Raw genomic sequence first — 25955 nt, forward strand, 5'->3', positions numbered from 1 at the left:
AACCGCCGGCTGCATGTTATACTGAAAAGATGTGATATTTCAAATCAGCCGTTTTCCCAGGAGGAAGGCTTTATATAGAAACGGAGAGAAAAAAACGTGAATCAACATCAAAAAAAGGCGCCTGCCGAATTGAAAATCGGACAGACATTTCCGCTGACCATCAAACGTCTCGGCATTAACGGAGAGGGCGTCGGCTATTTTAAGAAAAAAGTTGTCTTCGTTCCCGGCGCTCTGCCCGGTGAAGAAGTCGTTGCCGAAGCGACAAATGTGCAGCCGAAATTTTCAGAAGCACGCGTCAAAAAAATCCGCAAGCCGTCTGAACACCGCGTCACGCCGCCATGCCCGGTCTATGACCAGTGCGGCGGCTGTCAGCTTCAGCATCTGGCATACACCCAGCAGCTTCGCGAAAAACGCGACATCGTCATTCAGTCTCTGGAACGTCATACGAGATTCAATGTCGAAGAAATGAACATTAAAGATACGATCGGAATGGACAACCCTTGGAATTACCGGAACAAAAGCCAGTTCCAAGTCGGACGCTCGCAAAGCGGCAGCATCATTGCCGGCTTATACGGACTTGATTCCCATAAAATCGTTCCGATTAAGGAATGCATTGTCCAGCATCCGGCGACAAACAAAACAACGGGTATCGTCCGCCGTATTTTGGAAAAACACAACGTATCCGTTTATAACGAACGGACCAAAAAAGGCGATGTCCGCACCATCGTGACGAGAGTCGGTTTTGAAACAGGCGAAGTGCAGGTCGTGCTTGTCACCGCGAAAGAGACACTGCCGAATAAAGACGAGATCGTCAAAGCCATTCAAAACCGTTTGCCGGAAGTGAAATCGATTATTCAAAACGTCAACGGCGCGCGCACATCCGTCATTTTCGGTGACAAAACAAAAGCGCTGGCCGGAAGCCATGCCATTCAAGAAGTGCTCGGCGACGTGTCATTTGAACTGAGCGCCCGCGCCTTCTTCCAGCTCAACCCTGAGCAGACGGTCAAGCTGTATGACGAAGTGAAACAAGCGGCTCAGCTGACAGGAAAAGAAAAAGTCGTAGACGCGTATTGCGGCGTCGGTACGATCGGCATGTGGGTCTCAAGCGGCGCAAAAGAGATCCGCGGCATGGACGTCATTAAAGAATCAATTGACGATGCGAAGAAAAACGCCAAAAAACACGGCATCAAAAACGCGGCATATGTCACAGGAACAGCCGAACACTGGCTCCCGAAATGGACGAAAGAAGGCTTCCGCCCTGACGTGGTCATCGTCGACCCGCCGAGAACCGGCTGTGACAGAACATTTTTAGATACCATCAAAAAAGTAAAACCGAAACGCTTCGTCTACGTATCCTGCAATCCTTCCACACTGGCGAAAGACTTGCAGACGCTGTCGAAGGACTATCGCGTCGAATATATTCAGCCTGTTGATATGTTTCCGCAAACGGCTCATGTGGAAGCTGTGGCGAAGCTAGTATTAAAATCGTCTAACTAAAATAAACAATTCGTAATCAGACCTGGATTTCGGTAAATTAAACAATTCCGATTTCCGGGTTTTTTCATGTTTTGCCCTTGTCCTATCTGTCTTTTGTCTTTATTTAACTGATAAAAAGAGTTGAAAAAACGTATGGAAAAAGCAAGTGAAAAACAGCCAAGTAGGCTGCTTTCTATTAACACTTTCTTTTTTCCGTTTGGAACCGGCATTACAGACAAAATATGAAGATCTTGTTGTGAACCAGAAGCAATAACAAGTCGTTCAAGTTCGGTTAATAATTGTAATTTTAGTTAATATTTTGTAAACTTCTTTCTTAAAGAATAAAGTCCCGACACTCATCGGCACATCTACTATTGGCGATAGTTGTAATAAATGATAAAAAGGAGGTGAAACCGAATGAGAGATATTGGAACCTCAACAACTGAACGAAGGTTCTGAAGCAGAAGCTGTAAAAGGCAAGGTTGCTTACTTACACTAATCACAACGGCAGTTGGCACATCTACTATTAGCTACAACTGTGGATAAAAGATCAAACACACTAAAAAAGCATGTTTGGTTGTTATACATGAAATGAAAGCCTAAACAGGAAAAAAGGACCCCAATCATTTTCCTTATTTCCAAAAAAGGATTAAACCCGAGACGGAAACGCAAGTGATAACAACTATTACAGTAATACCTGCGATGGTTATATCCTTAATAAGTAATTATCGCGACAATCATGCTTCATACTATAATGATGTTAGATTGTCACTTGGCTAAAAAGTATTGCAGAAAAGGAAATGGATAAAGTAAACAAAAAACGGCCGTTGTATAAAAAAAGTTGGTTTCACACGGTTTTGGCATTTTTAGTTTCACAGCTTTATTTTAATTTTGCAGAATTAACGGGATGGGGTCCTAATTATAGAGAAATGAATGGATTCCCAGCAAACATAGCTGAACTGGATTTCTTTCAAACATATCTTTCATTCTATGATAATCCATGGTTTAATATTGTCACTGTTTTCTTGGGGGTTTTCACTGTTATACAAATCATCACAGGTATAACAAAGGATATTCGAAATGAAAGCAATAACTTCTGATGCCTTATTTAATGATGAAAGAAACTTTCTTATTAATCTTATGAATGAAGACTGCGGCACTTAGTCAGCAGTCTATTTTATTGGTTTTGGATCAGGATACCGAATCGTACATATATAGGTGATTGTATAAAGATATTAACATATGGGGTTTGATATATATACTGTATAGAGACAGAAGCCACTTGTTGCGTTGGTTATTTCTAAACCATGAGCAAATCCCAAAAGATCCAGATTGAAGTTTTTGAATTCTGTTAAGTTCGAGTTTATTTTCTCTTCCCATCCCATCCTCTTTACTTCATGTGGTCCACAAGCAGCAAGTTAAGGCTTTTTCTTTTTACATTCTCTTGAGTACTCAGATATACCGCCCCAACCCCATTTGCTTAATCAAATTATATATGGTGCAGCGTTAAATATTTTCTCTTCGATAACAGGCCAATTATTTTGCATTGGTAATAGGGAGAACTCATATGATATTCTATTTAGGTTGGAATCCTTTTTATCCAAAAAGAGCAAAAGTAAGGCCGCTAAGAAAGGTGAAGGTCAGCGCTACTATTAATAAATCACAATATAAATAAAAAATAGGTGTAGATAATCATCACACTTTTTTCTCTCTCAAACCCTTTTAAAGGTTAAGGAGTTGACTGAGTTGATCAGAAATGAACGATATGGGGTTAACTATGCGATAGTCTATTACGTTAACTCAATTGATGTGTTCTGCTTCAGTTTGCTTTTTCACTTTTTCACGTGTAAAAAGTGAAATGTTCAAAATTTACTATCGTTTGATAAGAAGTGCTGACACATGCTATAAGTGTAAAAGAAGCATGGTCAGTTTTTAATTTTGGGATAAAGGTTTGGCTGTATCCCATCATGAAAGGATTTGGATTTGTTATGACAGATAATTTCTGGCGTGAATTACCACGGCCATTTTTTGTACTGGCACCAATGGAAGATGTGACGGATGTCGTTTTTCGCCATGTTGTGAGTGAAGCAGGCAGACCTGATGTGTTTTTCACAGAGTTTACAAACTCAGAAAGCTATTGTCACCCGGATGGGAAGGATAGTGTGCGCGGCCGTTTGACTTTCACGGAGGATGAACAGCCGATGGTTGCCCACATATGGGGAGATAAGCCTGAAAACTTTCGCCAAATGAGTATTGGGATGGCGGAATTAGGGTTTAAGGGCCTGGATATCAATATGGGCTGTCCTGTACCTAATGTGGCGGGGAATGGAAAGGGAAGCGGCCTGATTTGCCGTCCTGAAGTTGCAGCCGAATTAATACAGGCGGCGAAAGCAGGAGGTCTGCCGGTAAGTGTGAAGACCAGACTTGGCTACACGGATATAGACGAATGGCGCGGCTGGCTGACACACATACTGAAACAAGACATTGCGAATCTTTCCATTCATCTGCGTACAAGAGCGGAAATGAGTAAAGTAGATGCGCATTGGGAGCTCATCCCGGAAATCAAGAAACTTCGTGATGAGATAGCGCCGGATACCCTATTGACGATCAATGGGGATATTCCTGACCGTGAAACCGGCTTGAAACTCGCTGAACAATACGGTGTTGACGGGATTATGATTGGACGAGGCATTTTTACTAATCCATTCGCCTTTGAAAAGGAGCCGAGAGAGCATAGCAGTAAGGAATTGCTTGATCTTTTGAGATTGCACCTGGATCTTCATGATGAATATTCAAAAGCAGAAGCTCGAGCATATAAACCGCTACCCCGCTTTTTCAAGATATATCTCCGCGGATTCCGTGGAGCAAGTGAATTAAGAAATCAATGCATGAATACAAAGTCAACAGATGAAGTGCGTGCATTGCTCGATGACTTTGAGAGAAAGTATCTTGATGGGATGGAGCAAGAGTGACCTAAACACTCTTCATCCGGCCCGGATTTCGGTTTGAATTCCGGGTCTTTTTGTGTGTGCAGTTTTTACCCAGACAGATCCATGGCCAGTTTCGTCATGCAGAAATAAACGAATCATGGTACATTGATAGGACATACATCATAAAGGGGAGAGAAAAATGAAACGACTGTGCATCATCCCCTGCGGCAAGAAAAAAATTTGGGATGTCCATTCAGATACAGGTCCGGTAAGGGCGGAAGACGCTTATCTCAGCCCGTTTCATCAGGCGTGCGAGCGATATGCGAAAGCATTTTTCGATGAGTGGGTGATTTTGTCGGCGAAGCACGGATTCCTTCGTCCGGACGATATGGTTCCCGGAAATTACGATGTCACTTTTGGAACCGGTCATCCGGAGATCATGGCAGCGGACGAGCTGCGCCGTCAATTTCATGAAAAAGGCTTTTCCGACATCGAAGAGCTTGTCATGCTTGGCGGGAAAAAATACCGAAGCGTCCTAAACGCCGTCATCGGAGAGCATCAGCATATCACCTGGCCTTTGTCATCGTATAAAGGCATTGGCTACATGCTTCAAGCGCTGAATCGGGCTGTTGAAGAAAAGCATGAACTGCAGCACGTGGATATGAAAAAAAAGAGTGTAACCACTCAATCGCCACGATAGACTGTATGCAGAAGAATGAAGCAATAAAAGATTTCCGAGGAAATAAATACGTCGATCATTGTCAAAGACAGGGTGATGCCCGGTCTTTTTTGTATGCCATAAAACGAGACAAAGGGAACAGATCGAGACAAAATGAGACACCTGTCTCAAACTGTCTCCATTGTAAAAATAAAAACATTCATTTTACGGGCTTCAAAGGCTGGCATGCTTCTTGCATTTATAAGTGTGAACCCTAAATAGAAGGAGGCGCACAAAATGGAATTGTTAAAACGAGAAGGCTTGTCATTAACTGAGGAAAAAGCGCTGTGGATGTACCAAAAGATGCTGGAAATCAGGGGCTTTGAAGACAAAGTGCATGAACTGTTCGCGCAAGGAGTGCTTCCCGGATTCGTCCATTTGTATGCCGGTGAAGAAGCGGTAGCTGCGGGGGTGTGCGCTCATTTAGATGATGGCGACAGCATTACAAGCACGCACAGGGGACATGGCCATTGTATCGCCAAAGGCTGTGATCTGGACGGCATGATGGCGGAAATATTCGGAAAAGCGACCGGACTGTGTAAAGGAAAAGGCGGTTCTATGCACATTGCGGATCTTGATAAAGGCATGTTAGGCGCAAATGGAATCGTCGGGGGCGGCTTTACGCTCGCATGCGGATCAGCGCTCACGGCTAAATATAAACAAACTAAAAATGTAAGCGTTTGCTTCTTTGGAGACGGAGCCAATAACCAAGGGACCTTCCATGAAGGGCTGAACTTAGCGGCAGTATGGAACCTTCCTGTCGTGTTCATCGCCGAAAACAACGGCTACGGCGAAGCCACGACATTTGAGTACGCGTCAGCCTGTGATTCAATCGCCGATCGGGCGGCTGCCTACAATATGCCGGGGGTCACGGTGGACGGAAAAGATATTTTAGCAGTTTATCAGGCAGCCGGGGAAGCGATAGAAAGAGCAAGAAACGGCGGAGGCCCGTCTTTGATTGAATGTATGACTTACAGAAACTACGGACATTTCGAAGGGGATGCCCAAACTTATAAAACAAAGGATGAAAAGACTGAGCATCTTGAAGAAAAGGATGCCATCCAAGGCTTTAAAAACTATCTTCTAAAAGAAACAGATGCAAATAAACTGTCAGACATCGAACAGCGTGTCAGCGAATCGATTGAAAAAGCCGTCTCGTTCAGCGAAAAGAGTCCATATCCGAAAGAGTCTGAGCTGTTGACAGACGTCTACGTGTCATATGAAAAAGGGGGAATGTGAGATGGCGAGAGTCATAAGCATGTCGGACGCGATCAATGAAGCAATGAAGCTTGCGATGAGAAAAGACGACAATGTGCTTGTAATCGGTGAAGATGTCGCCGGGGGAGCGGCGGTCGATCACTTGCAAGATGATGAAGCATGGGGCGGTGTACTGGGGGTCACAAAGGGGCTCGTACAGGAATTCGGCAGAAGCAGGGTGCTGGACACACCAATTTCTGAGGCGGGCTACATGGGTGCGGCCATGGCTGCGGCATCCACGGGGCTGAGACCGATTGCGGAACTGATGTTTAACGATTTTATCGGAACGTGCTTTGACCAAGTGATCAACCAAGGGGCGAAATTCCGCTATATGTTCGGCGGTAAAGCGCAAGTGCCGATCACCGTCCGCACCACATACGGAGCCGGATTCCGGGCAGCCGCTCAGCATTCGCAGGCGCTGTATGGCCTGTTCACCAGCATCCCGGGTCTGAAGACGGTTGTGCCGTCCAATCCATATGACGCCAAAGGTTTGCTGCTTTCGGCAATAGAAGACAATGATCCGGTATTCTTTTTTGAAGATAAAACGTCCTACAACATGAAGGGCGAGGTGCCGGAAGATTATTATACAATTCCGCTCGGAAAAGCGGATATCAAACGCGAAGGCAGCGACATCACACTGTTTGCGGTCGGCAAGCAGGTCAATACTGCGCTTGAAGCGGCTGCGCAGCTTTCTGAGAAAGGCATCGACGCCGAGGTGCTTGATCCCCGGAGTCTGTCTCCTTTAGATGAGGAAGCGATTTTCACATCGTTAGAAAAAACAAACCGGCTGATCATCATTGACGAAGCCAATCCGCGCTGCAGCATCGCCACGGATATTGCTGCGATTGTCGCCGATAAGGGCTTTGATTTGCTTGATGCGCCGATTAAACGGATTACAGCGCCGCATACACCAGTGCCGTTTTCGCCGGTGCTTGAAGATCAATATTTGCCGACATCAGACCAAATTGTCAGCGTCACGCTTGAATTGCTTGGCGAGCCGGCAATGAATTAAAGGAGGGATATAGAATGGCTGTAAAAGTAGTAATGCCGAAGCTGGGAATGGCGATGAAGAAAGGTGAAGTATCCGTCTGGAATAAAAAAGTCGGCGACCCGGTTGAAAAGGGAGAAAGCATCGCCAGCATCAACTCGGAAAAAATAGAAATGGAAATAGAAGCGCCTGAAAGCGGCACGCTTCTCCATATTAAAGTCAAAGAGGGAGAAGGAGTCCCGCCGGGAACGCCCATCTGTTATATCGGGGAAAACGGCGAAGAAGTGCTGGAGAAGGAGGCGCCGGCTCCTGAAAATGCAGGGAAACCGCAATCTGAACCTGAACATATTCCCGCTCCCAAAGCCGTGCAAAAGCGTAAACACCGCGTGAAAATATCTCCCGTTGCCCGAAAAATGGCGGAGAAAGCCGGGTTGAAAGTTGAAACGCTGAACGGGACGGGGCCCGGAGGCAGAATCGTAAAAGCTGACGTCATCAAGGCCATGAAGACGGAAGCTGAACCGCAGTCTTCGGTTCAGACGGCACAGCCGGAGGAAAAACCGGCTTCAGCGATGAGAAAAGTCATTGCAGACCGAATGCACAAAAGCCTGCAAAACAGCGCCCAGCTGACGTTGACTATGAAAGCGGACATTACGGAGCTTGTAAAATGGCAGGAGCAGCTCGCCGACAGCGCGAAAAAGCGGAGCGGTGTTAAACTGACGGTCACACATTTCGTATCCCGGGCCGCGGTGCTTGCGCTGAAACAGCATCCTGAGCTGAACAGCTCTTATCAAGAGGAGCGGATCATCACCTATCCATATGTCCACCTTGGGATGGCGGTTTCTCTTGAAAACGGTCTCGTCGTGCCGGTGATTCGGGATGCGGAAAAGCTTTCATTCCTTGAGCTTGCGGATCACATCAGCACATCGGCACGCCGGGCGCGGGAAGGCAATGCTTCCGGAGATGATCTGCACGGATCGACATTTTCTATTACAAATCTCGGGGGTTACGGAATTGAGCATTTCACCCCGATTCTTAATCCGCCTGAAGCCGGTATTCTCGGAGTGGGCGCAAGCTATGAAACGCCTGCGTTTAAAGGAGATGAGCTTGTCAAAAGCACCATGCTGCCGCTGAGCCTTACCTTTGATCACAGAGTATGTGACGGCTCACCGGCTGCGGACTTCCTGAAAACGGTCAAAGCGCTGCTTGAAGAGCCGGCCGGATTGATTTTATAGAGAGGGTGAAGAGATTGACACTAGCCATTATCGGCGGCGGGCCTGCCGGATATGCAGCTGCCGTGACTGCCGCGCGGAGGGGAGAAGAAGTCGTTCTGATCGACAAAGGGCCGCTCGGAGGCACTTGTCTCAATGAGGGGTGCATCCCGACAAAGTCGCTTTTGGAAAGCGCGAATGTGCTCGATAAAATCAGGCACGCAGATACATTCGGCATCGAACTGCCGCAAAACATTACACTCAATTGGGCCCGCATGCAGGGGCGCAAACGGCAAATCGTCAGCCAGCTCGTGCAGGGAATTCAATACTTAATGAAAGCAAATCAGATTAAAGTCATCAGCGGGACAGCTTCATTTCTCACAGAGCAGACATTGCTCGTTGAAGGAGAAGGAGGCGCAAAAGACATTCTGGAAGCGGATCGGATATTGATTGCATCCGGATCTGAACCGGCGGAGCTGCCGTTTGCCCCATTTGACGGCGATTGGGTGATCGACAGCAAAGACGCGCTTTCTTTACAGAAAATCCCTTCTTCTCTGCTTATTGTCGGGGGAGGTGTGATCGGCTGTGAATTTGCCTCTTTATTCAGCCGGTTTAAAACGAAAGTGACGGTGATTGAATCGGCTGACCGGCTGCTCCCGGCAGAAGACGGAGAAATCGCCGCCGTTTTCGAAGACTCTTTAAGAGACAGCGGGGCTGATATTCAGACGAAAGCCGCCCTTCAGCGGATTGACAAAGAAAGGAAAACCGCGGTGTGGACAAAAGACGGCAAAGAAATTGAGGCTCAGGCTGATCACGTTTTGGTTGCAATCGGGAGAAAGCCGCGTTTGCATGGCTTGAATCTGGAGCAGGCCGGCATCCGGTATTCTCCGCGCGGCATTGAAGTCAATGACCATATGCAGACCAATGTGCCTCATATATACGCATGCGGCGATGCGGCCGGAGGAATGCAGCTCGCGCATGCCGCCATTCATGAAGGAATCACAGCCGCCGCGCATGCCTCGGGAAAGGATAGCAAAGTCAATATGCATGCGGTGCCCCGCTGTATTTATACATCGCCGGAAATGGCCGCTGTCGGGCTGACGGAAACACAGGCGAGAGAGACATACGGAGATGTGAAAATCGGAGAATGCTCATTTTCTGCTAACGGAAAAGCGTTAATTAAACATCAGCATGGCGGCAAAATGAAAATCATTGCCGAACCGGAATTCGGAGAAATCGTCGGCGTGTCAATGATCGGGCCGGACGTGACGGAATTGATCGGTCAGGCGGTCATGATGATGAACGGTGAAATGACGGCTGATATGTCGGAGCACTTTATCGCGGCGCATCCGACTCTGTCAGAAACGCTTCAGGAAGCCCTGCTGAATGTCACCGGACTTGCGGTGCATTCCGTATAACCGGAATACCCTTTCTCAGATGAGAAGGGGTATTTTTCGTTGAAAGCGCTTTATTTTTCCCCTACAATATATGAAAAGATGGTCTGAACAGGGGGGAGCGAATACAATGAATGTCATTCGGAATGATTTTAAAACCTGGAAGCGCTTTGTGAAAGAAGGCGTGCTTGATGAATCCCGTATTCAGAAGCGGGTGGCCGCCTCATGGCACCGCTGCAAAAAAGCCGACGTTAACCCTTATCTCGAAAAGGGGCCGAATGTAATGCCGGCAGATCATTTAGAAAGGCAGGCCGAAAAGCATGCGTTATTTTTAGCGGCCTCAACGCCTCATGCAGAAAGAATGAAAACGGCGATGCGGGAAATGGAAATGATGGTTCTTCTGATTGATTCTGACGGCGTTGTCCATTCAGTTGACGGCCACCCGCGCACCATTCATGAAGCGAACCGCATCAATTTCTTAAAAGGCGCCCGCTGGACGGAAACGGCCGTCGGCACGAATGCGATCGGGACGGCTCTTTATACAAATGAGCCGGTCATGATACACGGCTCTGAACATTATTCGCTCGCTTCTCATCAATGGAGCTGTTCCGCCGCGCCGATCCGTTATGAAGACGGGCGGCTGGCGGGTGTCATTGATATTTCCTGCCCCGCCGCCCGCGCTCAGCCGTTTATGCTCGGAATTGCCTCCTCCATTGCTTATACGGCGGAACGGGAGCTTGCCCTAAAGATCAAAATGACAGAACTTGACATGATCAGCAAGTTCGCCGGGCTTACCCGGTCTCACGATCCGATCGTGCTTTGCAATGAAATGAGCCGGGTTATCGCCGCAAGCCGTCCCGTTCAGCATTTTACCGGACATACGCTGCGCGAGCTTGAGGAACAGGGATTTCACATCAAGCAGGCGAAGCGGGAGGAGAACGGCTACACATGCGTTTATTTATCCAAACGAGAAGAAAAGCCGGCTTTTATATTCCATGGTGCGGCAGGCAAAAGCCCGTCATCCCGACATATGCTTCAGCAGCTGGAGCTTGTCGCCCGCACGGACGCAACCGTTTGTCTTACGGGAGAAACCGGGACGGGAAAGGAGGTTGCCGCCCGGGCGATTCATAACAACAGCTCCAGGAAAAACGGCCCGTTTATCGCCGTCAATTGCGGAGCGGTCCCCGAAAAGCTGATTGAAAGCGAACTGTTCGGCTACTCGGAAGGCGCCTTCACCGGGGCCAAACGGAAAGGACATAACGGCGCTTTGCAAAAAGCCGATAAAGGCACGCTTTTCCTCGATGAAATCGGAGAAATATCACACTCCATGCAGGTCGCTCTGTTACGGGTGCTGCAGGAACGGAAAGTCACCCCGGTCGGCGGGACAAAAGAGATTCCCGTTGACATCAGAATCATCACTGCCACCCACACTGATCTGAGACAGCTTGTCGAATGCAAAAAGCTGAGAGAAGATTTATTTTACCGGCTTCACGTCTGTCCGATCCACCTCCCTCCATTAAGAGAACGCACCGAAGACATTCCCGGCCTCTTCCTTGAATTTCAGCGAAATCGCGGCTGGCGGGGGGAGCTTCCTGATGATTTTTTAGACCTATTAAAGAGCCGGAAATGGCCGGGGAATATCAGGGAATTGTTTAATGTATTTGAACGTCTTTCCGTCATGTTCCCGGACGGACGGCTGTCAGAACGCCCCATCGCAGCCCTGCTTGAAGCGTCAGGTCTTAAAGAGGCGGCCGAGTCTTATGAACAGGAAGAAGCGTCCCCTGTCTCCATCCGGGAGCACATTCAGAAAAACATCATCGTAAACGCGCTTGAATCAGCGAAGGGGAATGTCACGCTGGCCGCCAAAATGGCCGGAATCCCGCGGAGCACGTTTTACAAACGCCTCAAAAAATTCAAACTCACCGCCGGACAATTGTAAGAAACAAGCATACTTCTCTTGGCTGCCGGACACGTTATGTGTGAGGCCTAAAGGAGGTTTGAGACGTGAATACACAGCGTGCGAAAGACATTTCAGAATCCGCCGCCATGGCGTATGTGACGTACGAAGGAGTTCCGATTTATATTCAGCATGTCAACGAAGACAAGGAAACAGCCAGAATTTTTCCGATCGGAAATCCGCAATTTGAGCAGGAAGTGCTGCTTTCTGATTTACAAGAGCATTTTTGAGAATGGGTCTGCTGATGACAGCAGGCCTTTTTCGTACCTGTGGGAACTTTCCCGCTTTTTGAGAAAAATAACTAAAAATGATTAAATGATCTAACTCCTCCAAACCCGGTACAGATCGGACCTTCTCATGATATAAATAAAATGTAAACGTTATCAGAGGAGGGCTTCACATGACAGACAAATCATTCTCAATCGTTATTGCAGGCGGCGGCAGCACATTTACCCCCGGAATTGTATTAATGCTTTTGAATCACCTGGAAGAGTTTCCGATCAGAAAGCTGAAACTTTATGACAATGATAAAGAAAGGCAGGAGCGGATTGCGGGTGCGTGTGAGGTATTTATAAAAGAAAAAGCGCCGGACATTGAATTTCTGGCGACTGATGACCCAGAGACGGCTTTTACGGATGTTGACTTCGTCATGGCGCATATCCGCGTCGGAAAATATGCGATGCGCGCGCTCGATGAACAAATCCCGCTGAAGTACGGCGTGGTCGGCCAGGAAACATGCGGGCCGGGCGGAATCGCATATGGCATGCGCTCTATCGGCGGTGTTCTGGAGATTCTTGATTATATGGAAACGTACTCGCCCGACGCATGGATGTTGAATTACTCCAATCCGGCGGCGATTGTGGCCGAAGCTACACGGCGCCTCAGACCGAATTCAAAAATATTGAACATCTGCGACATGCCGGTCGGAATTGAGGATCGCATGGCGAACATCCTCGGATTATCTTCACGAAAAGAAATGAACGTCCGTTACTACGGCTTGAACCACTTTGGCTGGTGGACGTCCATCACAGACCGGCATGGCAATGATTTAATGCCGAAGCTGAAAGAGCATGTCCGTGAATACGGCTACGTTCCGAAGACGAAGGCCGAACAGACTGAAGCAAGCTGGAATGACACATTCAAAAAAGCGCGCGACGTACAGGCGGCTGATCCGGATACGCTTCCGAACACATATCTGCAATATTACTTATTCCCGGATGATATGGTGAAAAAATCAAACCCGAACCATACGAGAGCCAACGAAGTCATGGAAGGGCGGGAAGCTTTCATTTTCAGCCAATGCGATATGATTACGCGCGAACAATCGTCGGAGAACAGTGAAATTAAAATTGATGATCATGCTTCCTATATCGTCGACCTTGCCCGGGCCATCGCTTACAACACAGGGGAGAGGATGCTGTTAATCGTTGAAAATAACGGCGCGATCGCAAACTTTGATCCGTCAGCCATGGTTGAGATTCCTTGTCTCGTAGGTTCAAACGGACCGGAACCGCTCTCAGTCGGGAACATACCGCAATTTCAAAAAGGCCTGATGGAACAGCAGGTGTCTGTCGAAAAACTGACGGCTGAAGCGTGGGAAGAGCGGTCATTTCAAAAGCTGTGGCAGGCGCTGATCCTGTCAAAAACAGTGCCGAACGCTCGTGTGGCAAGACTGATTCTTGAAGATCTGATGGAGGCTAATAAGGACTACTGGCCTGAGCTTGATGTAAGTCCGTCTCCTATTTCCTGATGACAATCTTCCCCGTTTTCTTTATCTGTTATTCTATATAATAGAAAGAAAACGGGGGGATTTTTGGGATGAGTCTTGAAGAACTGGTTAACCAGCATTACGCGAAATTAAATGATAACGATTTTTATATTTTAAAATATATATTGAATCATAAACATACGTGTTACCATCTCGGTATCAATGAGATGGCGAAAGCCTGCAATGTCTCTCGGTCTTCCATCCTGCGGCTCGCCCAAAAGCTGGGCTTCAGCGGCTACAGTGAATTCCGGGTTTTTCTGAAATGGGAGGATCAGCCTGAAGAGGGCGAGAATATGACATTTGAAAAGCTGCTGGATGATATTGAAGCCAATGTAAAATACGTGAAGTCAAAAGATATGACGGAGATGTGCCGGCTGATAGATGAAGCAAAACGGATTTTCGTTTACGGATCGGGCACGGCTCAGAGGGTGTGCGCCCGTGAGCTGCAGCGGATGTTTGTATCCCGGCGGAAGTATCTGATTTTAATTCAGGACATCACAGAGTTTGATATCATGTGTGATGATTTTAAGGTTGATGACGTATTCATCATTATTTCTTTATCAGGCGAAACACCCGAATTAATTCCGCAGGTAAGGACCCTGTCCGCAAAGGGAGTTCCGTTTATTTCAATCACCAATCTGAAAAACAACGTACTGGCGCAAACGACGCCGTATAATCTTTATGCGACCAGCAAGCCGGTGACGTTAAGCGATAAAACGGAAATCGTCGCATTTGCCCCGTTTTTTCTGGTGGGCGAAGCGTTATTCCGTGCATATGTTGATTATAAAGAGCTCGAAAATTTTGATAAATAGCGGGAGGTCACGTGAAATGATGCAAAAAGTCCAGCGCTTCGGCAGCGCGATGTTTGTGCCTGTTTTATTATTTGCATTTTCCGGTATTATTGTCGGTCTGAGTACGTTGTTTAAAAATAAAACGCTGATGGGGCCGCTGGCTGATCCTGACGGGCTTTGGTATCAATGCTGGTACGTCATTGAACAGGGCGGCTGGACCGTCTTTAATCAAATGCCGCTCCTGTTTGCGATCGGCATACCTGTCGCCTTAGCGAAAAAAGCGCAGGCGCGGGCCTGTTTGGAAGCGCTTACAGTTTATCTGACATTCAATTACTTTATCAATGCGATTCTGACGGTTTGGGGCGGGGCTTTTCATGTCGATATGACTCAGGAAGCCGGCGGAACGAGCGGGCTGACGATGATCGCCGGCATCAAAACGCTTGATACGAATATTATCGGCGCCATCTTTATTTCATCTATTGTCGTGTATTTGCACAATCGTTATTTTGATAAAAAACTGCCGGATTTTCTGGGGATTTTTCAAGGATCTTCCTACATCGTTATCATTTCTTTCTTCATTATGATACCGATTTCGCTTGCGGTGGCATACGTGTGGCCGATGGTTCAGTCCGGAATCGGCTCGCTGCAAAGTTTTCTCGTTTCTTCCGGGGCGATCGGCGTGTGGATTTACACGTTCCTGGAGCGGATTTTAATTCCGACCGGCCTGCATCATTTTATTTACTCTCCGTTTATTTACGGTCCGGCTGTGGCTGAAGGCGGTATCGTCACCTATTGGGCCCAGCATCTCGGGGAATACTCTCAAAGCGTCAAACCGCTGAAAGAATTGTTCCCGCAGGGGGGCTTCGCGCTTCACGGCAACTCGAAAATCTTCGGCATTCCGGGAATCGCGCTCGCTTTTTACGCCACGGCTTCAAAGGAAAAGAAAAAAATCGTCGCCGGCCTATTGATCCCGGTCACCTTGACGTCCATTGTCGCGGGAATTACAGAGCCGATTGAATTTACATTCCTTTTTATCTCGCCGTTTTTATTTGCGGTTCATGCTTTGCTTGCCGCTTCCATGGCAACCGTCATGTATATGGCCGGCGTCGTCGGAAATATGGGAGGCGGTTTGATCGAAGCTGCGACCTTGAACTGGATTCCGCTGGCGTCAAGCCACGGCTTGACGTATGTATACCAGATCATTATCGGATTGTGTTTTACCGCTGTTTACTTTTTTGTCTTCCGTTTCCTCATTCTCAAATTCAACATCGCCACACCGGGCAGAGAAAAAGAGGAAGGGCAGGAAACAAAGCTCTATTCGAAAAAGGAGTACAGAGAACGGAAGCAGGCTTCAAAAGAAACAGCGGCGGCAGACGAAACACAGCGGGATACAGCCGCTTTGTATATTGAAGCGCTGGGCGGAAAGGACAATATTACGGAGGTCACCAATTGCGCCACCCGTCTCCGCGTCACTGTCGCTGATGAATCAAAGGTCAAAAGTGACGCCGATTTCAGAGAGCTGGGAGCCCACGGGGTCGTCAGAAAAGGCAGGGCGCTTCAGGTCATTGTCGGATTAGGCGTTCCGCAAATGCGGGAGCGTGTCGAGAAAATATTGAATGGTTAAAATACTGCAGCAGCAGATTATGTGCAGAGCGCTTGTTAATCCGGCGCTCTTTTTATGTTTTGAAGAAATGTATGAATTTGTCATACCTTTGCCACCTGTACATGCAGGAGTGAAAATGAGAGGGTGCAAAAAACGAAATGACTTCTGCGGTATTTTAAATAGCAATTAACAAATAGGAGGCAAGACAATGACAAACTATACGACTTTCTTAGGACTTTACAAACCCGATAAAGCCGAAGGGATTGAAGTTGAAAGCATTGCTCAAAACTTTGAAGCGATTGACAGCAAAATCGGTGCTGCGCTTAGCAATGGCACGTCAACTTATGAAAATTTAAACGAAAGACTTAACATGTATGAAAACAGATTTGAACATGTGACAGAGCGGAACGTTATGGATTTTGGAGCTAAAGGTGACGGCGTAACGGATGATACGCAGGCATTTCATGATGCCATGGCCGACGGAGGTTATGTCGTAACAGTTCCCGCGGGTGTATTCAGAACATCGGGATTGTTTGTTCCGTCAAATACAATGCTTGTCGGAGCAGGCAAGAAAAGAACGGTCATTAAATTATTAGACGAAACACCGGTCGGCCATTCTGTTCTGACCAACAGTGATTATACGAACGGTAATGAAAATATTTACGTCGGCCATCTCACTTTGGATTGGAACAAGGATACGCGTCCTTCCGGCTGGAAGATTCCGAAAGGCCCCACTTCAAGCTGTTTGCTTTTTGCGAATGTTGACTATTCTTTTGTCGAGCATGTGTTTGCGAAGAACGCCGGCCTGCACGGCTTTGATTCTACAAGCCCGAACTATAACAGACATGGAGAAAAAGATGATCCAACTTATTATCAGCCCAACGGCTGTAACTTTGTAACGTTTTCACATTGTGAAGCAACAGGGTCCGGGGATGATAACTTTACTTGTCACTTTGGGAAACACACGACTTTCAGTCATTGCCTCTCTTATCATCCAATGGGGCTAAACGATGGAACTTCTAACACGAACTGTTTTGAAATTGATGACGGCTCTCAAGACGTAATGATTGATAGTTGTATCTCAATTGGAGGAGTCCGAGGCTTTGAGATTAAGGCACACGGTTATGCACCGGCTGCGAAGAGAGTACAGCTTGTTAACTGTCGCGCATACGAAAATGCCATTGGATATAGCATTCGCCATATCGGTCACCACACAGCAAGCGATCCTCAGTCAGCGACAGCCCATGATGTGCAGCTTGCGAATTGTATCGCATATAACCCTAAGCCGAATGATCTTTACAAAGGGGCGGGTCCAAACGCGTTGCAAATCTCCGGATATGATGGTGTGAGTGTTGTGAATTTCCATGCTGTTTGTGATGATAGTTCAATTGATTATAAGGGTAATTCGGTAGTCAGCGTATTTTATAAAGGACGCTTAATTAGCTTAAAGAATATAACCATTCGCGGATTTAAGACTGCAGACAATGATTTATATATTGTCGGCGGGGATAACTCAGTAGGAAAAGTAATGGTGGATGGTGTCACCTTGATTGACTCCGGAAAAAAAGGAGTTGCATTTGGCAGCGGAATGTACGAGTCTGTTGTTAGTAATGTTTGGGGACAGAGATCTCCAAAAAATAATAGCGGGACAGTTGGAATTTATTCCTCAGATCCAGATCTTAATGTATCCAATTGTGATTTTTCAGGTTATGAAACTGACTTTAACATTGGAGGAGCAGTCACTCCTTATTTCTTATTCAAACATAAAGGAAGCGGGGTCATTGGCTCCCGTGAATCTCACGCTACAGGCAATAATAATTTTGTGGCTGGTTCTGTTCGGGGAAGAGCAACCGGAGCGGCTCAATCTTCAGTGCTTTCTTCGTACAATACAATTAATCCGAATTCAGATTCTGTAGCACTTGGCTGGGGTGCCGGCAGCACTCCGTCATCAGCCAACAGAAAGATTGAGCTTCACGCAAAAGAAGGAACAATTAAGGCTACGGGAGGCGTAACAGGTTCCTCGACATTCTCTGACTACGCCGAGTATTTTGAAAGCCTGAGAGGGGAAAAGATTCCGACGGGAACACTTGTCACACTTGAAGGTGATAAGATCAGACCGGCTGAAAAAGGTGACCTCATGCTTGGGGTCATTTCCGAGACCGCCGGAGTGATTCTTGGTGAGTCGAGTTTTCACTGGTCGGGACGATACGTAAAGAATGAATTTGGCGGCTATGTTTATGAAGAACAGAAAGATGCGAATGGCCATACGGTCATGGCGCCAAAGGAAAATCCGGACTTTCGGCCTGAAGAAGACTACGCTTCAAGAGAAGAGAGAGACGAGTGGAACATTGTCGGACTCATCGGCCAGGTATATGTCAGATGCGATGAGACTGTGAAAGCGGGAGATTTTATTCACGCTCATAATGGGATTGCAACAAAATCTGATGCTCCAAACCAGCGCTGGCAGGTCATGAAAGTGATCAATGAGTTTGATGCTGATAAAGGATTCGGGGTCGCTCTCGTTTTTATTCGTTAAATGAAATGACACGGTATGAATGATCATCTGACTAGCGGACGTCTTTTAAAGGCTCCGCTAGTCATTTTAAAATAAAAGGCTCCGGTTCAGGAGCTGGTAAAAAGAAAAGATAAGACAGTCTCCATATATCTGCACGCCTCATTCCCACAATTTTTATCCTCAATGATATTTCCGTTTTTTTTACACAAAGTACATAATAAAAGTGCAGGTTCAAGGGTTAATCCTTTATTCATTTAAGACAAACAAATAAAATAAATATACATACATATTGAACAAAGGATTTGGAGGCTTACACATGTCAAAGGCTTTATCATATGTAAAACCGTATTCTCTTTTGGCGGGAATCGCTCTGTTTTTCATGCTCATCGAGCTTGCGGTAGAGCTGCTACAGCCCCTGCTGATCGGGAAAATCATTGACGAAGGAATTTTAAAGCAGGATCTCGGAACGGTTTGGCTGTGGGGCGGCGTGATGATCGGACTGACCGCTGTTTCATTCGCATCGGGCATTTTAAATTCATTCTACTCCGCCCACATCAGCCAGAGCTATGCGTATGATACGCGAAAAGGGCTTTTTCAAAAAATTCAATCCTTCTCCTATTCGACGTTTGCGCAATTCTCATCCACATCGTTTATCACCCGGCTGACAAACGATGTGACACAGGTTCAGAATATGCTTTTCATGAGTCTCCGGTTTATGCTCCGGGCGCCGTTAATGATTGCGGGGGGCATTATTCTCTCGCTGACCGTCAATGCGAAACTCGGGTTTTTTCTGCTGATCACGGTGCCGATTTTGCTTTTGTTTTTGCTGTGGGTGCTGAAAAGAGGCGGCGCGCTGTTTCGGTCTGTGCAAAAGCGGCTTGATCAGGTCAACACGATCATGCAGGAAAACCTGACGGCGATCAAACTGATTAAAGCGCTCCTCCGTGCAAACCACGAAGTGAAACGTTTTTTGAAATCGAATACGAAGCTGATGGAAAAAACGGTCTCCGCTTTTCGTCTCGTGGAAGCGGCGATGCCGATTTTAATGCTGCTGATGAACATTTGTATTTTGTTTATCTTATGGTTCGGCGCCAAAAGCATTGCTCAGGGCGGAGCGCAGGTCGGCGATGTCGTTTCCGTCATTAACTATGCGACGCGGATTACAGGCGCGCTGTCCGTCCTTCCTTTTCTCATCATGGTATTTTCCCGGGCGAAGGCTTCCGGAGAAAGAATCGGCGAGGTGCTGGAAACAGAAGGCGGCGAGGGAACGGGGCAGGACCCGGCACGGGCGCTTGCAGGCGGGATTGAGTTTCGCGAAGTGTCCTTCCGCTATCCGGGCATGGAAAAAGACGCGCTGCATCACGTGTCCTTTTCAGCCAGCCCGAAAGAAACGGTTGCCATTATGGGCGCGACAGGTTCAGGAAAATCAACGCTTTTTCAGCTGATTCCGCGCCTGTACACGGCTGATTCGGGCAGTATTTTCATAGACGGCAAACCGATCGGTGAATTCTCCGCTTGCGGGCTGCGCAGGGAAATCGGCTATGTTCCGCAGGAAGTGCTTCTGTTTTCAGGCACCATCCGTGAAAATATCGCCTGGGGGCGGGAGGATGCTTCACTAGATGAAGTAATGGAAGCGGCCAAAGACGCGCAAATCCATGACACGATTATGAAGCTGTCAAACGGATACGACACGGTGCTGGGACAGCGGGGCGTCAATTTGTCAGGCGGGCAGAAGCAGCGGATTTCCATCGCGCGCGCTTTTATCAGAAAGCCGTCCCTCCTGCTGTTAGATGACAGTACGAGCGCGCTTGATCTTCAGACGGAAGCGAAGCTTTTACAAGCGATCAGATCCTATGAATGCACGACACTGATTATTACACAAAAAATAACGACTGCGATGAAAGCTGACACCATCTTATTGCTTGAAGACGGAGAACTGCTGGCCAAAGGCACGCACAAAGAGCTGATGGCACAATCTCATCTGTACCGACAGATTTATGAATCACAATTCGGAAAGGAGGGAGCTGACAATGCAAAAAGACATTCGTAAACCTTTCCGATATCCGAAAATACCGCTCAAATCAAATGAAGGCGGCAGAAAACGCGCGAAAGCAAAAGATACAAAAGGCACGCTGCGCAGAATCTGGTCTTATGTAGCCGAGAAAAAAGGGCTTTTAACCCTTGTGATCATCATGGTAGTCATAAGCGCCATATTCGGCCTGCTCGGACCGTTCGTCATCGGGAAAGCGATTGATCATTTTATCGTCGGACAGACGACAGACGGATTGGCGGGGGTGCTGTTCATCCTGTTTGGGATTTACCTCGTGCAATCATTGTCCTTATGGTTTCAAAACTATTGGATGATCAATATCTCGCAAAGCACCGTGTTTAAAATGCGGAGCGAGCTGTTTACCCATCTGCATGAGCTGCCGATTCCGTTTTTTGATAAACAGCGGCTCGGGGACTTAATGAGCCGGGTCACCAATGATATCGAAAATGTCAGCTCCACTTTAAATACATCCGTCATTCAAGTGCTGTCGAGCGTCATTACATTCGTCGGCACAATCTCCGTCATGCTGTACATGAGTCCGCTTTTAACATTGATCACGCTTTTGATTATTCCGATCATGCTTTTGAGCATTAAATGGATCACCAACCGGACGGGATTGCTGTTTAAGCAGCAGCAGAAAAACCTCGGCGAGCTGAACGGTTTTATTGAAGAGTCGATATCAGGGGCGAAGGTCATTAAAGCCTATTCGAGGGAAGACCGCGTCATGGAACAATTTTTAGAAAAAAACGCGGCGTTACAATCATCGGGGTTTTGGGCGCAGACGATTTCGGGATTCATTCCGAAAGTCATGAACTCTTTAAACAATTTAAGCTTTACGATTATAGCGGCGGTCGGCGGGCTGTTTGCGCTGAAGGGGTGGATCTCGATCGGTTCCATCGTCGTATTCGCCGAATATTCGCGGCAGTTCACGCGCCCTTTAAATGATTTAGCCAATCAGTTCAATACGATGTTATCGGCCATCGCCGGGGCTGAACGGGTGTTTGACGTGCTGGATGAAAAAGAGGAGCGGGAAGATGAAGAGCATGCGCTGTACCAGCCGATCAAAACGGGAGAGATTGAATTCCGAGATGTCTCCTTCGGCTATCAGGAAGACAGCCTGATCTTAAAACACCTGTCCTTCAGCGTTCCGAAAGGACAGTCAATCGCCTTCGTCGGACCGACCGGAGCGGGTAAAACAACCGTTACGAGCCTGATCGCCCGTTTTTACGAGCCGAATAACGGAAAAATCCTCATTGACGGAACGGATATCAAAAAACTGACGAGATCCAGTCTGAGAAAAAACATGGGGTTTGTCCTGCAGGATTCCTTTCTCTTTCAGGGCACCATCAGGGAAAATATTCGTTACGGCCGGCTGGATGCTTCTGACAAAGAGGTGGAGGCAGCCGCAAAAGCCGCCAATGCCCACGGATTCATCGAACGGCTCCCGAAAGGCTACGATACCGTCCTTACCCAAAACGGCGCGGGCATCAGCCAAGGACAAAAACAGCTCATTTCCATCGCGAGAGCTGTGCTGGCGGACCCTGTGCTGCTCATTTTGGATGAAGCGACGAGCAACATTGATACGGTGACGGAAGTGAAAATACAAGAAGCGCTCGGCCGTTTAATGGCGGGCAGAACAAGCGTCATCATCGCTCACAGGCTGAACACAATTCAAAAAGCCGATCAGATTCTTGTGTTGAAAGACGGCGAAATGGCTGAAAAAGGAACCCATGCCGAACTTCTCAGCCAGAACGGGTTTTACCGGGAATTATATGAAAGCCAGTTCCGGGAATCATAGATAGGGAAAAAGACCTCCGACAGAGTGCGGAGGTCTTTTTTTCGCGAAGGCAAATAGTACTTTTAAGTTATTTTCGTTAAATGTAACAAAATTACTTGACGTAAATAAGTTATGTATATATACTAGCTTACATAAAGTAAGTGATAATAATTTTCAAGGAGGATTTTATGAATAAATCATTCGAAACAGGAACACTGCTTTTAAGGGTTGTAACAGGTATTATCTTTTTTGTTCACGGTTTATCCAAGTTTCAAGGGTTGGAAGGAACTGCGCAATTTTTCCAGAGCATCGGGATTCCGGCCTTTATGGTCTATGTCATCGCGACGATTGAGCTTGTCGGCGGGGTTCTGATCTTTTTCGGTTTGGCAACGCGCATTATCGGCGTTCTGTTTGCCGTCACATTAGTCGGCGCCATCTTCACGGCGAAGCTTTCCTCACCATTTATGGGCGGATCGGAATTTGATTTCATCTTACTGGTTGCGTCAATTCACTTAGCGCTTTCAGGAAGCCGTCTGCTTTCATTGGATCAGCTCCTTTTCAAATCAAAAAAGGGAGAAACTTTTTCAGCATAAGAAAGAAGGCGTTCAAATGACCGGCATTCATCAAGATACGGCAATCGGTTATGTCAAATTGACCATTAAAAATATGGAACGCTCGCTCGGCTTTTACCGGAATGTAATCGGCCTTCAAGTCATCTCGCAGACAGATCGTTCAGCAAGACTGTCAGCAGACGGAAAACGCGTCCTGCTGGTGCTTGAAGAAAATCCAGGCGCCGTCGTTCTGCCGGAGCGGTCTGTCACCGGCCTTTACCATTTCGCGATACTTCTGCCTGACCGGAAAGAACTCGGCATCGCATTGGCCAGGCTGATTGAAAACGGCATCGCGCTCGGTCAGGGGGATCACGCGGTCAGTGAGGCTCTTTACCTGTCTGATCCGGACGGCAACGGTATTGAAATATACGCCGATCGTCCCCGCAGCACGTGGCGCCGCGATGCAGAGGGCAATTATGTCATGCAAACGGCGCCCGTCGATGTGGACGGGCTTTTGGAAGAAGCCGGAGCTGAACGGAAAAGCCGTCTCCCAGAAGGAACTGTTATCGGCCACATCCATCTTCATGTGACGGACTTACAGGAAGCCAAAGCGTTTTACACCGATATTCTCGGTTTTGATATTGTCGGCAATTACGCGGGCATGTCCGCTCTGTTTGTTTCAGCGGGAGGGTATCACCATCACATCGGTCTGAATATATGGGCCGGAAAACATGCGCCGCCGAAACCGGGAAATGCAAGCGGGCTGGATTATTACACCATCGCGCTGCCGCATCAAAAAGAGCTGTCACGTGTGACAAAAGCGCTGACCGATGCCGGCTTTGAGATCGAAGAAAAAGAAGAGGGCGTATTCGTCAAAGACCCTGTATCAGGGGCGGATATCGCATTTACACTGTAAGAAACAACCTTGCCGTCTAACCGGCAAGGGTTTTTATTTTTATGAAGTTTTCTTGGGAAGGTTCGGGAAAGAAGAACGTCGATTTGCAATATACACACGGCTTTTGTGTGACTGAAGAGAGCGAACATCTCAGTGAGGCGCAAAAATGACGCGTGGAGCCCGTCATCGCCGGCCCAAGCTCAGAGCATCCGCCGGATTGAAAAAGCTGTATGGGCAGACTTTGAATAGAAAAAGGCAAAAGCCGCATCCGGTCACAAGATGCGGCTTTTTATACACAATTTACAATTGCGTGAAAAATGCCCAAAGTAAATTGTTCTTCCTGATTCTTCCTGATATGATAAGCCGAAAAAGGAGAACCTGAACAAATGAACTCAAATGCAGCACAGACGGAACAGCCGATGAAGCATAACGGAAACCGGATGACGGTCAAGGACTTTATCATTCTTGCCAAACCGGGGATTATCATCTCAAATTCACTCGCGGCATTGGGCGGATTTTGGATCGCATGGATTCAGTCAGAAAGGACGGGCGGAGGGCCCGGTATATTTGCCGCCATGGCGGTTGCCATGATCGGAACGGCGTTGGTCATGGCATCAAGCACTGTTTTTAATAACTTTTTTGACCGCGGCATGGACGCAAAAATGGCGCGAACCCGCACCCGCGCCAGCGTCACGGGAAAAATACCGCCGCCGGTCATGATCCTGTACGGCACATGCCTCGGCGCATGCGGATTCATCATGCTTGCTTCGCTTAATGTACTGACCGCCGTTCTTGGGCTACTTGCATTTTTGCTGTATGCTGTCGTTTATACGCTTTGGTTTAAAAGACATTCCGTCTTGAGCACATTTGTCGGCAGCTTTCCCGGGGCGGCTCCGCCTTTAATCGGTTATTGCGCGCTCACCGGGTACATTGATATGCCCGCGATTTTGTTATACGCGATTATGTTTTTGTGGCAGCCGCCGCATTTCTGGGCGATTGGAATCAGGCGAAAGGAAGAGTATCGTGCCGCCGGCATTCCGCTTTTGCCGATCATAAAAGGCAACCGCGCCACAAAAATAAAAATGCTGCGCTATACTGCCGTTCTGACTGCGGTTTCGCTGCTCGTTCCTCTTTATATAGACGTCAGCCCGTTTTATACCGCGTCCGCTCTCCTGCTCGGGGCCATCTGGCTGTACCGGAGCGTCAAAGGTTTTCAGGCGGCGGATGACACGCAATGGTCGAAGGGGATGTTTTTTTATTCGATTGTGTATTTCAGTCTGCTTTTTCTTATTTTAATGGCTGATTCGTTTATCAATGCGGTTCTCAGAACGTAAACAGGCGGCTTGCAGATACAGAGCCGCCCCGTTTTGTTTATGCTTTTTTGATGAGAGCCAAAATATCTTCAAGCCAGGAAATATAATTCCGTTCCCGCTCAAGCGCTTTTGTCAGCACGAGATAATGGCCGAAATCAGGAGAAGAAAAAGAATCCGCCTCCGCGGACGATGTCATCAGTTCTTGATAACTGTTTTCCAGATCGGACAATTTCTCCTTCCGCTTTACGAGCTGATCGGTGAATAGCTCATCCGCTTCTTCCTGCGTCAAAGCTGAGATGAAATAAGCCTTCAGCATAAATTCATCCTTGACCGTTTCCGGAATCGGGTCTTTTTTCGTCAGCCAGGCAGCAAGCTCCAGCTCTCCCTTGTCAGTCAGCGTGTACATTTTTTTCTCAAGCTTCGTTCCTTGAATCGCAGTGCGAAACGTAATAAATCCCTCAGCCGTCAGTTTTTTTAATTCCGGATAAATCTGGCTGTGCTTTGCGCTCCAAAACTGGCCGAGCTCTTCTTTAAAATAGCTCGATATATCATATCCGCTCAATTCGCCTTTTCGCAAAAGCCCTAAAATCGCGTACTTTAAAATTCTCATGTTGCCCTCCAAGCCATTCATTTGACAGCTAGTATACCATACGGCCGCTCAAAAACGCAGAAGTGCCGGATGCTTGTCATTGAATCTGCGGCGGCAAAATCAGCGAAAATATGCAGAAAGGGGTTATCGAAACGGCAGCAGAACTGGAAAAAGC

At 47.4% G+C, this 25955-nt stretch carries 20 protein-coding genes and 1 pseudogene; 20 read left to right on the top strand and 1 reads right to left on the bottom strand.

Features of this window, described 5'->3' with window-relative positions; all coding sequences use genetic code 11:
• Positions 1-96 precede the first annotated feature (96 nt).
• The 20 genes and pseudogenes from rlmD (at position 97) to cyoE (ending at position 25212) form a co-directional block, all read left to right on the top strand.
• A complete protein-coding gene (gene rlmD / locus ACKTRM_RS04170; protein ID WP_007408520.1) occupies positions 97-1497 on the top strand; it encodes a 23S rRNA (uracil(1939)-C(5))-methyltransferase RlmD in 1401 nt (466 codons plus the stop codon).
• A 779-nt stretch (positions 1498-2276) separates the two neighbouring features.
• Positions 2277-2576, top strand: a complete 300-nt coding sequence (locus ACKTRM_RS04175) for a YfzA family protein (RefSeq protein ID WP_012117089.1) — start codon at positions 2277-2279, stop codon at positions 2574-2576.
• An 888-nt stretch (positions 2577-3464) separates the two neighbouring features.
• Positions 3465-4448 (top strand): tRNA dihydrouridine synthase, encoded by a 984-nt coding sequence (locus ACKTRM_RS04180; protein WP_007408522.1) that lies wholly within the window; start codon positions 3465-3467, stop codon positions 4446-4448.
• A 157-nt stretch (positions 4449-4605) separates the two neighbouring features.
• Positions 4606-5106 carry a DUF6884 domain-containing protein gene (locus ACKTRM_RS04185; protein ID WP_012117090.1) on the top strand — a complete coding sequence of 167 codons (501 nt, stop codon included), beginning with the start codon at positions 4606-4608 and terminating at the stop codon, positions 5104-5106.
• Positions 5107-5361: 255 nt separating this feature from the next.
• On the top strand, positions 5362-6363 hold the full coding sequence (gene acoA / locus ACKTRM_RS04190; RefSeq protein ID WP_003155540.1) for an acetoin:2,6-dichlorophenolindophenol oxidoreductase subunit alpha: 1002 nt from the start codon (positions 5362-5364) through the stop codon (positions 6361-6363).
• Between the two features lies 1 nt (position 6364).
• Positions 6365-7393, top strand: coding sequence for an acetoin:2,6-dichlorophenolindophenol oxidoreductase subunit beta (gene acoB / locus ACKTRM_RS04195; protein WP_012117091.1), 1029 nt, complete (start codon positions 6365-6367; stop codon positions 7391-7393).
• A gap of 14 nt (positions 7394-7407) precedes the next feature.
• Positions 7408-8601 carry a dihydrolipoamide acetyltransferase family protein gene (locus ACKTRM_RS04200; protein ID WP_012117092.1) on the top strand — a complete coding sequence of 398 codons (1194 nt, stop codon included), beginning with the start codon at positions 7408-7410 and terminating at the stop codon, positions 8599-8601.
• Positions 8602-8615: 14 nt separating this feature from the next.
• The gene (lpdA, locus tag ACKTRM_RS04205; protein WP_012117093.1) at positions 8616-9995 is read left to right on the top strand and encodes a dihydrolipoyl dehydrogenase; all 1380 of its coding nucleotides are present in this window, start codon (positions 8616-8618) and stop codon (positions 9993-9995) included.
• A 106-nt stretch (positions 9996-10101) separates the two neighbouring features.
• The gene (locus ACKTRM_RS04210; protein WP_012117094.1) at positions 10102-11910 is read left to right on the top strand and encodes a sigma-54-dependent Fis family transcriptional regulator; all 1809 of its coding nucleotides are present in this window, start codon (positions 10102-10104) and stop codon (positions 11908-11910) included.
• A 65-nt stretch (positions 11911-11975) separates the two neighbouring features.
• Entirely contained in the window at positions 11976-12158 is a 183-nt protein-coding gene (locus tag ACKTRM_RS04215) for an H-type small acid-soluble spore protein (protein WP_003155535.1), read from the top strand.
• A gap of 170 nt (positions 12159-12328) precedes the next feature.
• Positions 12329-13678: a maltose-6'-phosphate glucosidase gene (gene glvA / locus ACKTRM_RS04220; protein ID WP_012117095.1), complete on the top strand. Its 1350-nt coding sequence runs from the start codon at positions 12329-12331 to the stop codon at positions 13676-13678.
• A 68-nt stretch (positions 13679-13746) separates the two neighbouring features.
• On the top strand, positions 13747-14508 hold the full coding sequence (locus ACKTRM_RS04225) for a MurR/RpiR family transcriptional regulator (protein ID WP_012117096.1): 762 nt from the start codon (positions 13747-13749) through the stop codon (positions 14506-14508).
• 16 nt (positions 14509-14524) lie between these two features.
• Positions 14525-16111 carry an alpha-glucoside-specific PTS transporter subunit IIBC gene (locus ACKTRM_RS04230; RefSeq protein WP_012117097.1) on the top strand — a complete coding sequence of 529 codons (1587 nt, stop codon included), beginning with the start codon at positions 14525-14527 and terminating at the stop codon, positions 16109-16111.
• 187 nt (positions 16112-16298) lie between these two features.
• On the top strand, positions 16299-18626 hold the full coding sequence (locus ACKTRM_RS04235) for a peptidase G2 autoproteolytic cleavage domain-containing protein (RefSeq protein WP_012117098.1): 2328 nt from the start codon (positions 16299-16301) through the stop codon (positions 18624-18626).
• Between the two features lie 295 nt (positions 18627-18921).
• Complete coding sequence (locus tag ACKTRM_RS04240; RefSeq protein ID WP_012117099.1) at positions 18922-20655, top strand: ABC transporter ATP-binding protein; 1734 nt, start codon at positions 18922-18924, stop codon at positions 20653-20655.
• The gene (locus ACKTRM_RS04245) at positions 20636-22453 is read left to right on the top strand and encodes an ABC transporter ATP-binding protein (RefSeq protein WP_012117100.1); all 1818 of its coding nucleotides are present in this window, start codon (positions 20636-20638) and stop codon (positions 22451-22453) included. Before ACKTRM_RS04240 ends, ACKTRM_RS04245 begins: the two co-directional genes overlap by 20 nt.
• A gap of 167 nt (positions 22454-22620) precedes the next feature.
• The gene (locus ACKTRM_RS04250) at positions 22621-23025 is read left to right on the top strand and encodes a DoxX family protein (protein WP_012117101.1); all 405 of its coding nucleotides are present in this window, start codon (positions 22621-22623) and stop codon (positions 23023-23025) included.
• A 16-nt stretch (positions 23026-23041) separates the two neighbouring features.
• Entirely contained in the window at positions 23042-23899 is an 858-nt protein-coding gene (locus tag ACKTRM_RS04255; RefSeq protein ID WP_012117102.1) for a VOC family protein, read from the top strand.
• A gap of 77 nt (positions 23900-23976) precedes the next feature.
• A pseudogene (locus ACKTRM_RS04260) lies at positions 23977-24045 on the top strand (hypothetical protein); the annotation flags it as partial.
• Positions 24046-24264: 219 nt separating this feature from the next.
• The gene (gene cyoE, locus ACKTRM_RS04265) at positions 24265-25212 is read left to right on the top strand and encodes a heme o synthase (protein WP_012117103.1); all 948 of its coding nucleotides are present in this window, start codon (positions 24265-24267) and stop codon (positions 25210-25212) included.
• A 37-nt stretch (positions 25213-25249) separates the two neighbouring features.
• Here cyoE and ACKTRM_RS04270 read toward each other — a convergent pair whose 3' ends face one another.
• Positions 25250-25801 (bottom strand): PadR family transcriptional regulator, encoded by a 552-nt coding sequence (locus tag ACKTRM_RS04270; RefSeq protein ID WP_012117104.1) that lies wholly within the window; start codon positions 25799-25801, stop codon positions 25250-25252.
• Positions 25802-25955 lie beyond the last annotated feature (154 nt).

The sequence above is a fragment of the Bacillus sp. D7-8 genome (genome assembly GCF_052055895.1).
Lineage (GTDB): Bacteria > Bacillota > Bacilli > Bacillales > Bacillaceae > Bacillus > Bacillus velezensis.

What these genes read in the sequence shown, in the direction of transcription:
- ACKTRM_RS04175 (WP_012117089.1), top strand. Translation starts at nt 2,277, where the DNA reads ATGGATAAAGTAAACAAAAAACGGCCGTTGTATAAAAAAAGTTGGTTT.
- ACKTRM_RS04180 (WP_007408522.1), top strand. Translation starts at nt 3,465, where the DNA reads ATGACAGATAATTTCTGGCGTGAATTACCACGGCCATTTTTTGTACTG.
- ACKTRM_RS04185 (WP_012117090.1), top strand. Translation starts at nt 4,606, where the DNA reads ATGAAACGACTGTGCATCATCCCCTGCGGCAAGAAAAAAATTTGGGAT.
- acoA (WP_003155540.1), top strand. Translation starts at nt 5,362, where the DNA reads ATGGAATTGTTAAAACGAGAAGGCTTGTCATTAACTGAGGAAAAAGCG.
- acoB (WP_012117091.1), top strand. Translation starts at nt 6,365, where the DNA reads ATGGCGAGAGTCATAAGCATGTCGGACGCGATCAATGAAGCAATGAAG.
- ACKTRM_RS04200 (WP_012117092.1), top strand. Translation starts at nt 7,408, where the DNA reads ATGGCTGTAAAAGTAGTAATGCCGAAGCTGGGAATGGCGATGAAGAAA.
- ACKTRM_RS04210 (WP_012117094.1), top strand. Translation starts at nt 10,102, where the DNA reads ATGAATGTCATTCGGAATGATTTTAAAACCTGGAAGCGCTTTGTGAAA.
- glvA (WP_012117095.1), top strand. Translation starts at nt 12,329, where the DNA reads ATGACAGACAAATCATTCTCAATCGTTATTGCAGGCGGCGGCAGCACA.
- ACKTRM_RS04225 (WP_012117096.1), top strand. Translation starts at nt 13,747, where the DNA reads ATGAGTCTTGAAGAACTGGTTAACCAGCATTACGCGAAATTAAATGAT.
- ACKTRM_RS04230 (WP_012117097.1), top strand. Translation starts at nt 14,525, where the DNA reads ATGATGCAAAAAGTCCAGCGCTTCGGCAGCGCGATGTTTGTGCCTGTT.
- ACKTRM_RS04235 (WP_012117098.1), top strand. Translation starts at nt 16,299, where the DNA reads ATGACAAACTATACGACTTTCTTAGGACTTTACAAACCCGATAAAGCC.
- ACKTRM_RS04240 (WP_012117099.1), top strand. Translation starts at nt 18,922, where the DNA reads ATGTCAAAGGCTTTATCATATGTAAAACCGTATTCTCTTTTGGCGGGA.
- ACKTRM_RS04245 (WP_012117100.1), top strand. Translation starts at nt 20,636, where the DNA reads ATGCAAAAAGACATTCGTAAACCTTTCCGATATCCGAAAATACCGCTC.
- ACKTRM_RS04250 (WP_012117101.1), top strand. Translation starts at nt 22,621, where the DNA reads ATGAATAAATCATTCGAAACAGGAACACTGCTTTTAAGGGTTGTAACA.
- ACKTRM_RS04255 (WP_012117102.1), top strand. Translation starts at nt 23,042, where the DNA reads ATGACCGGCATTCATCAAGATACGGCAATCGGTTATGTCAAATTGACC.
- cyoE (WP_012117103.1), top strand. Translation starts at nt 24,265, where the DNA reads ATGAACTCAAATGCAGCACAGACGGAACAGCCGATGAAGCATAACGGA.
- ACKTRM_RS04270 (WP_012117104.1), bottom strand. Translation starts at nt 25,801, where the DNA reads ATGAGAATTTTAAAGTACGCGATTTTAGGGCTTTTGCGAAAAGGCGAA.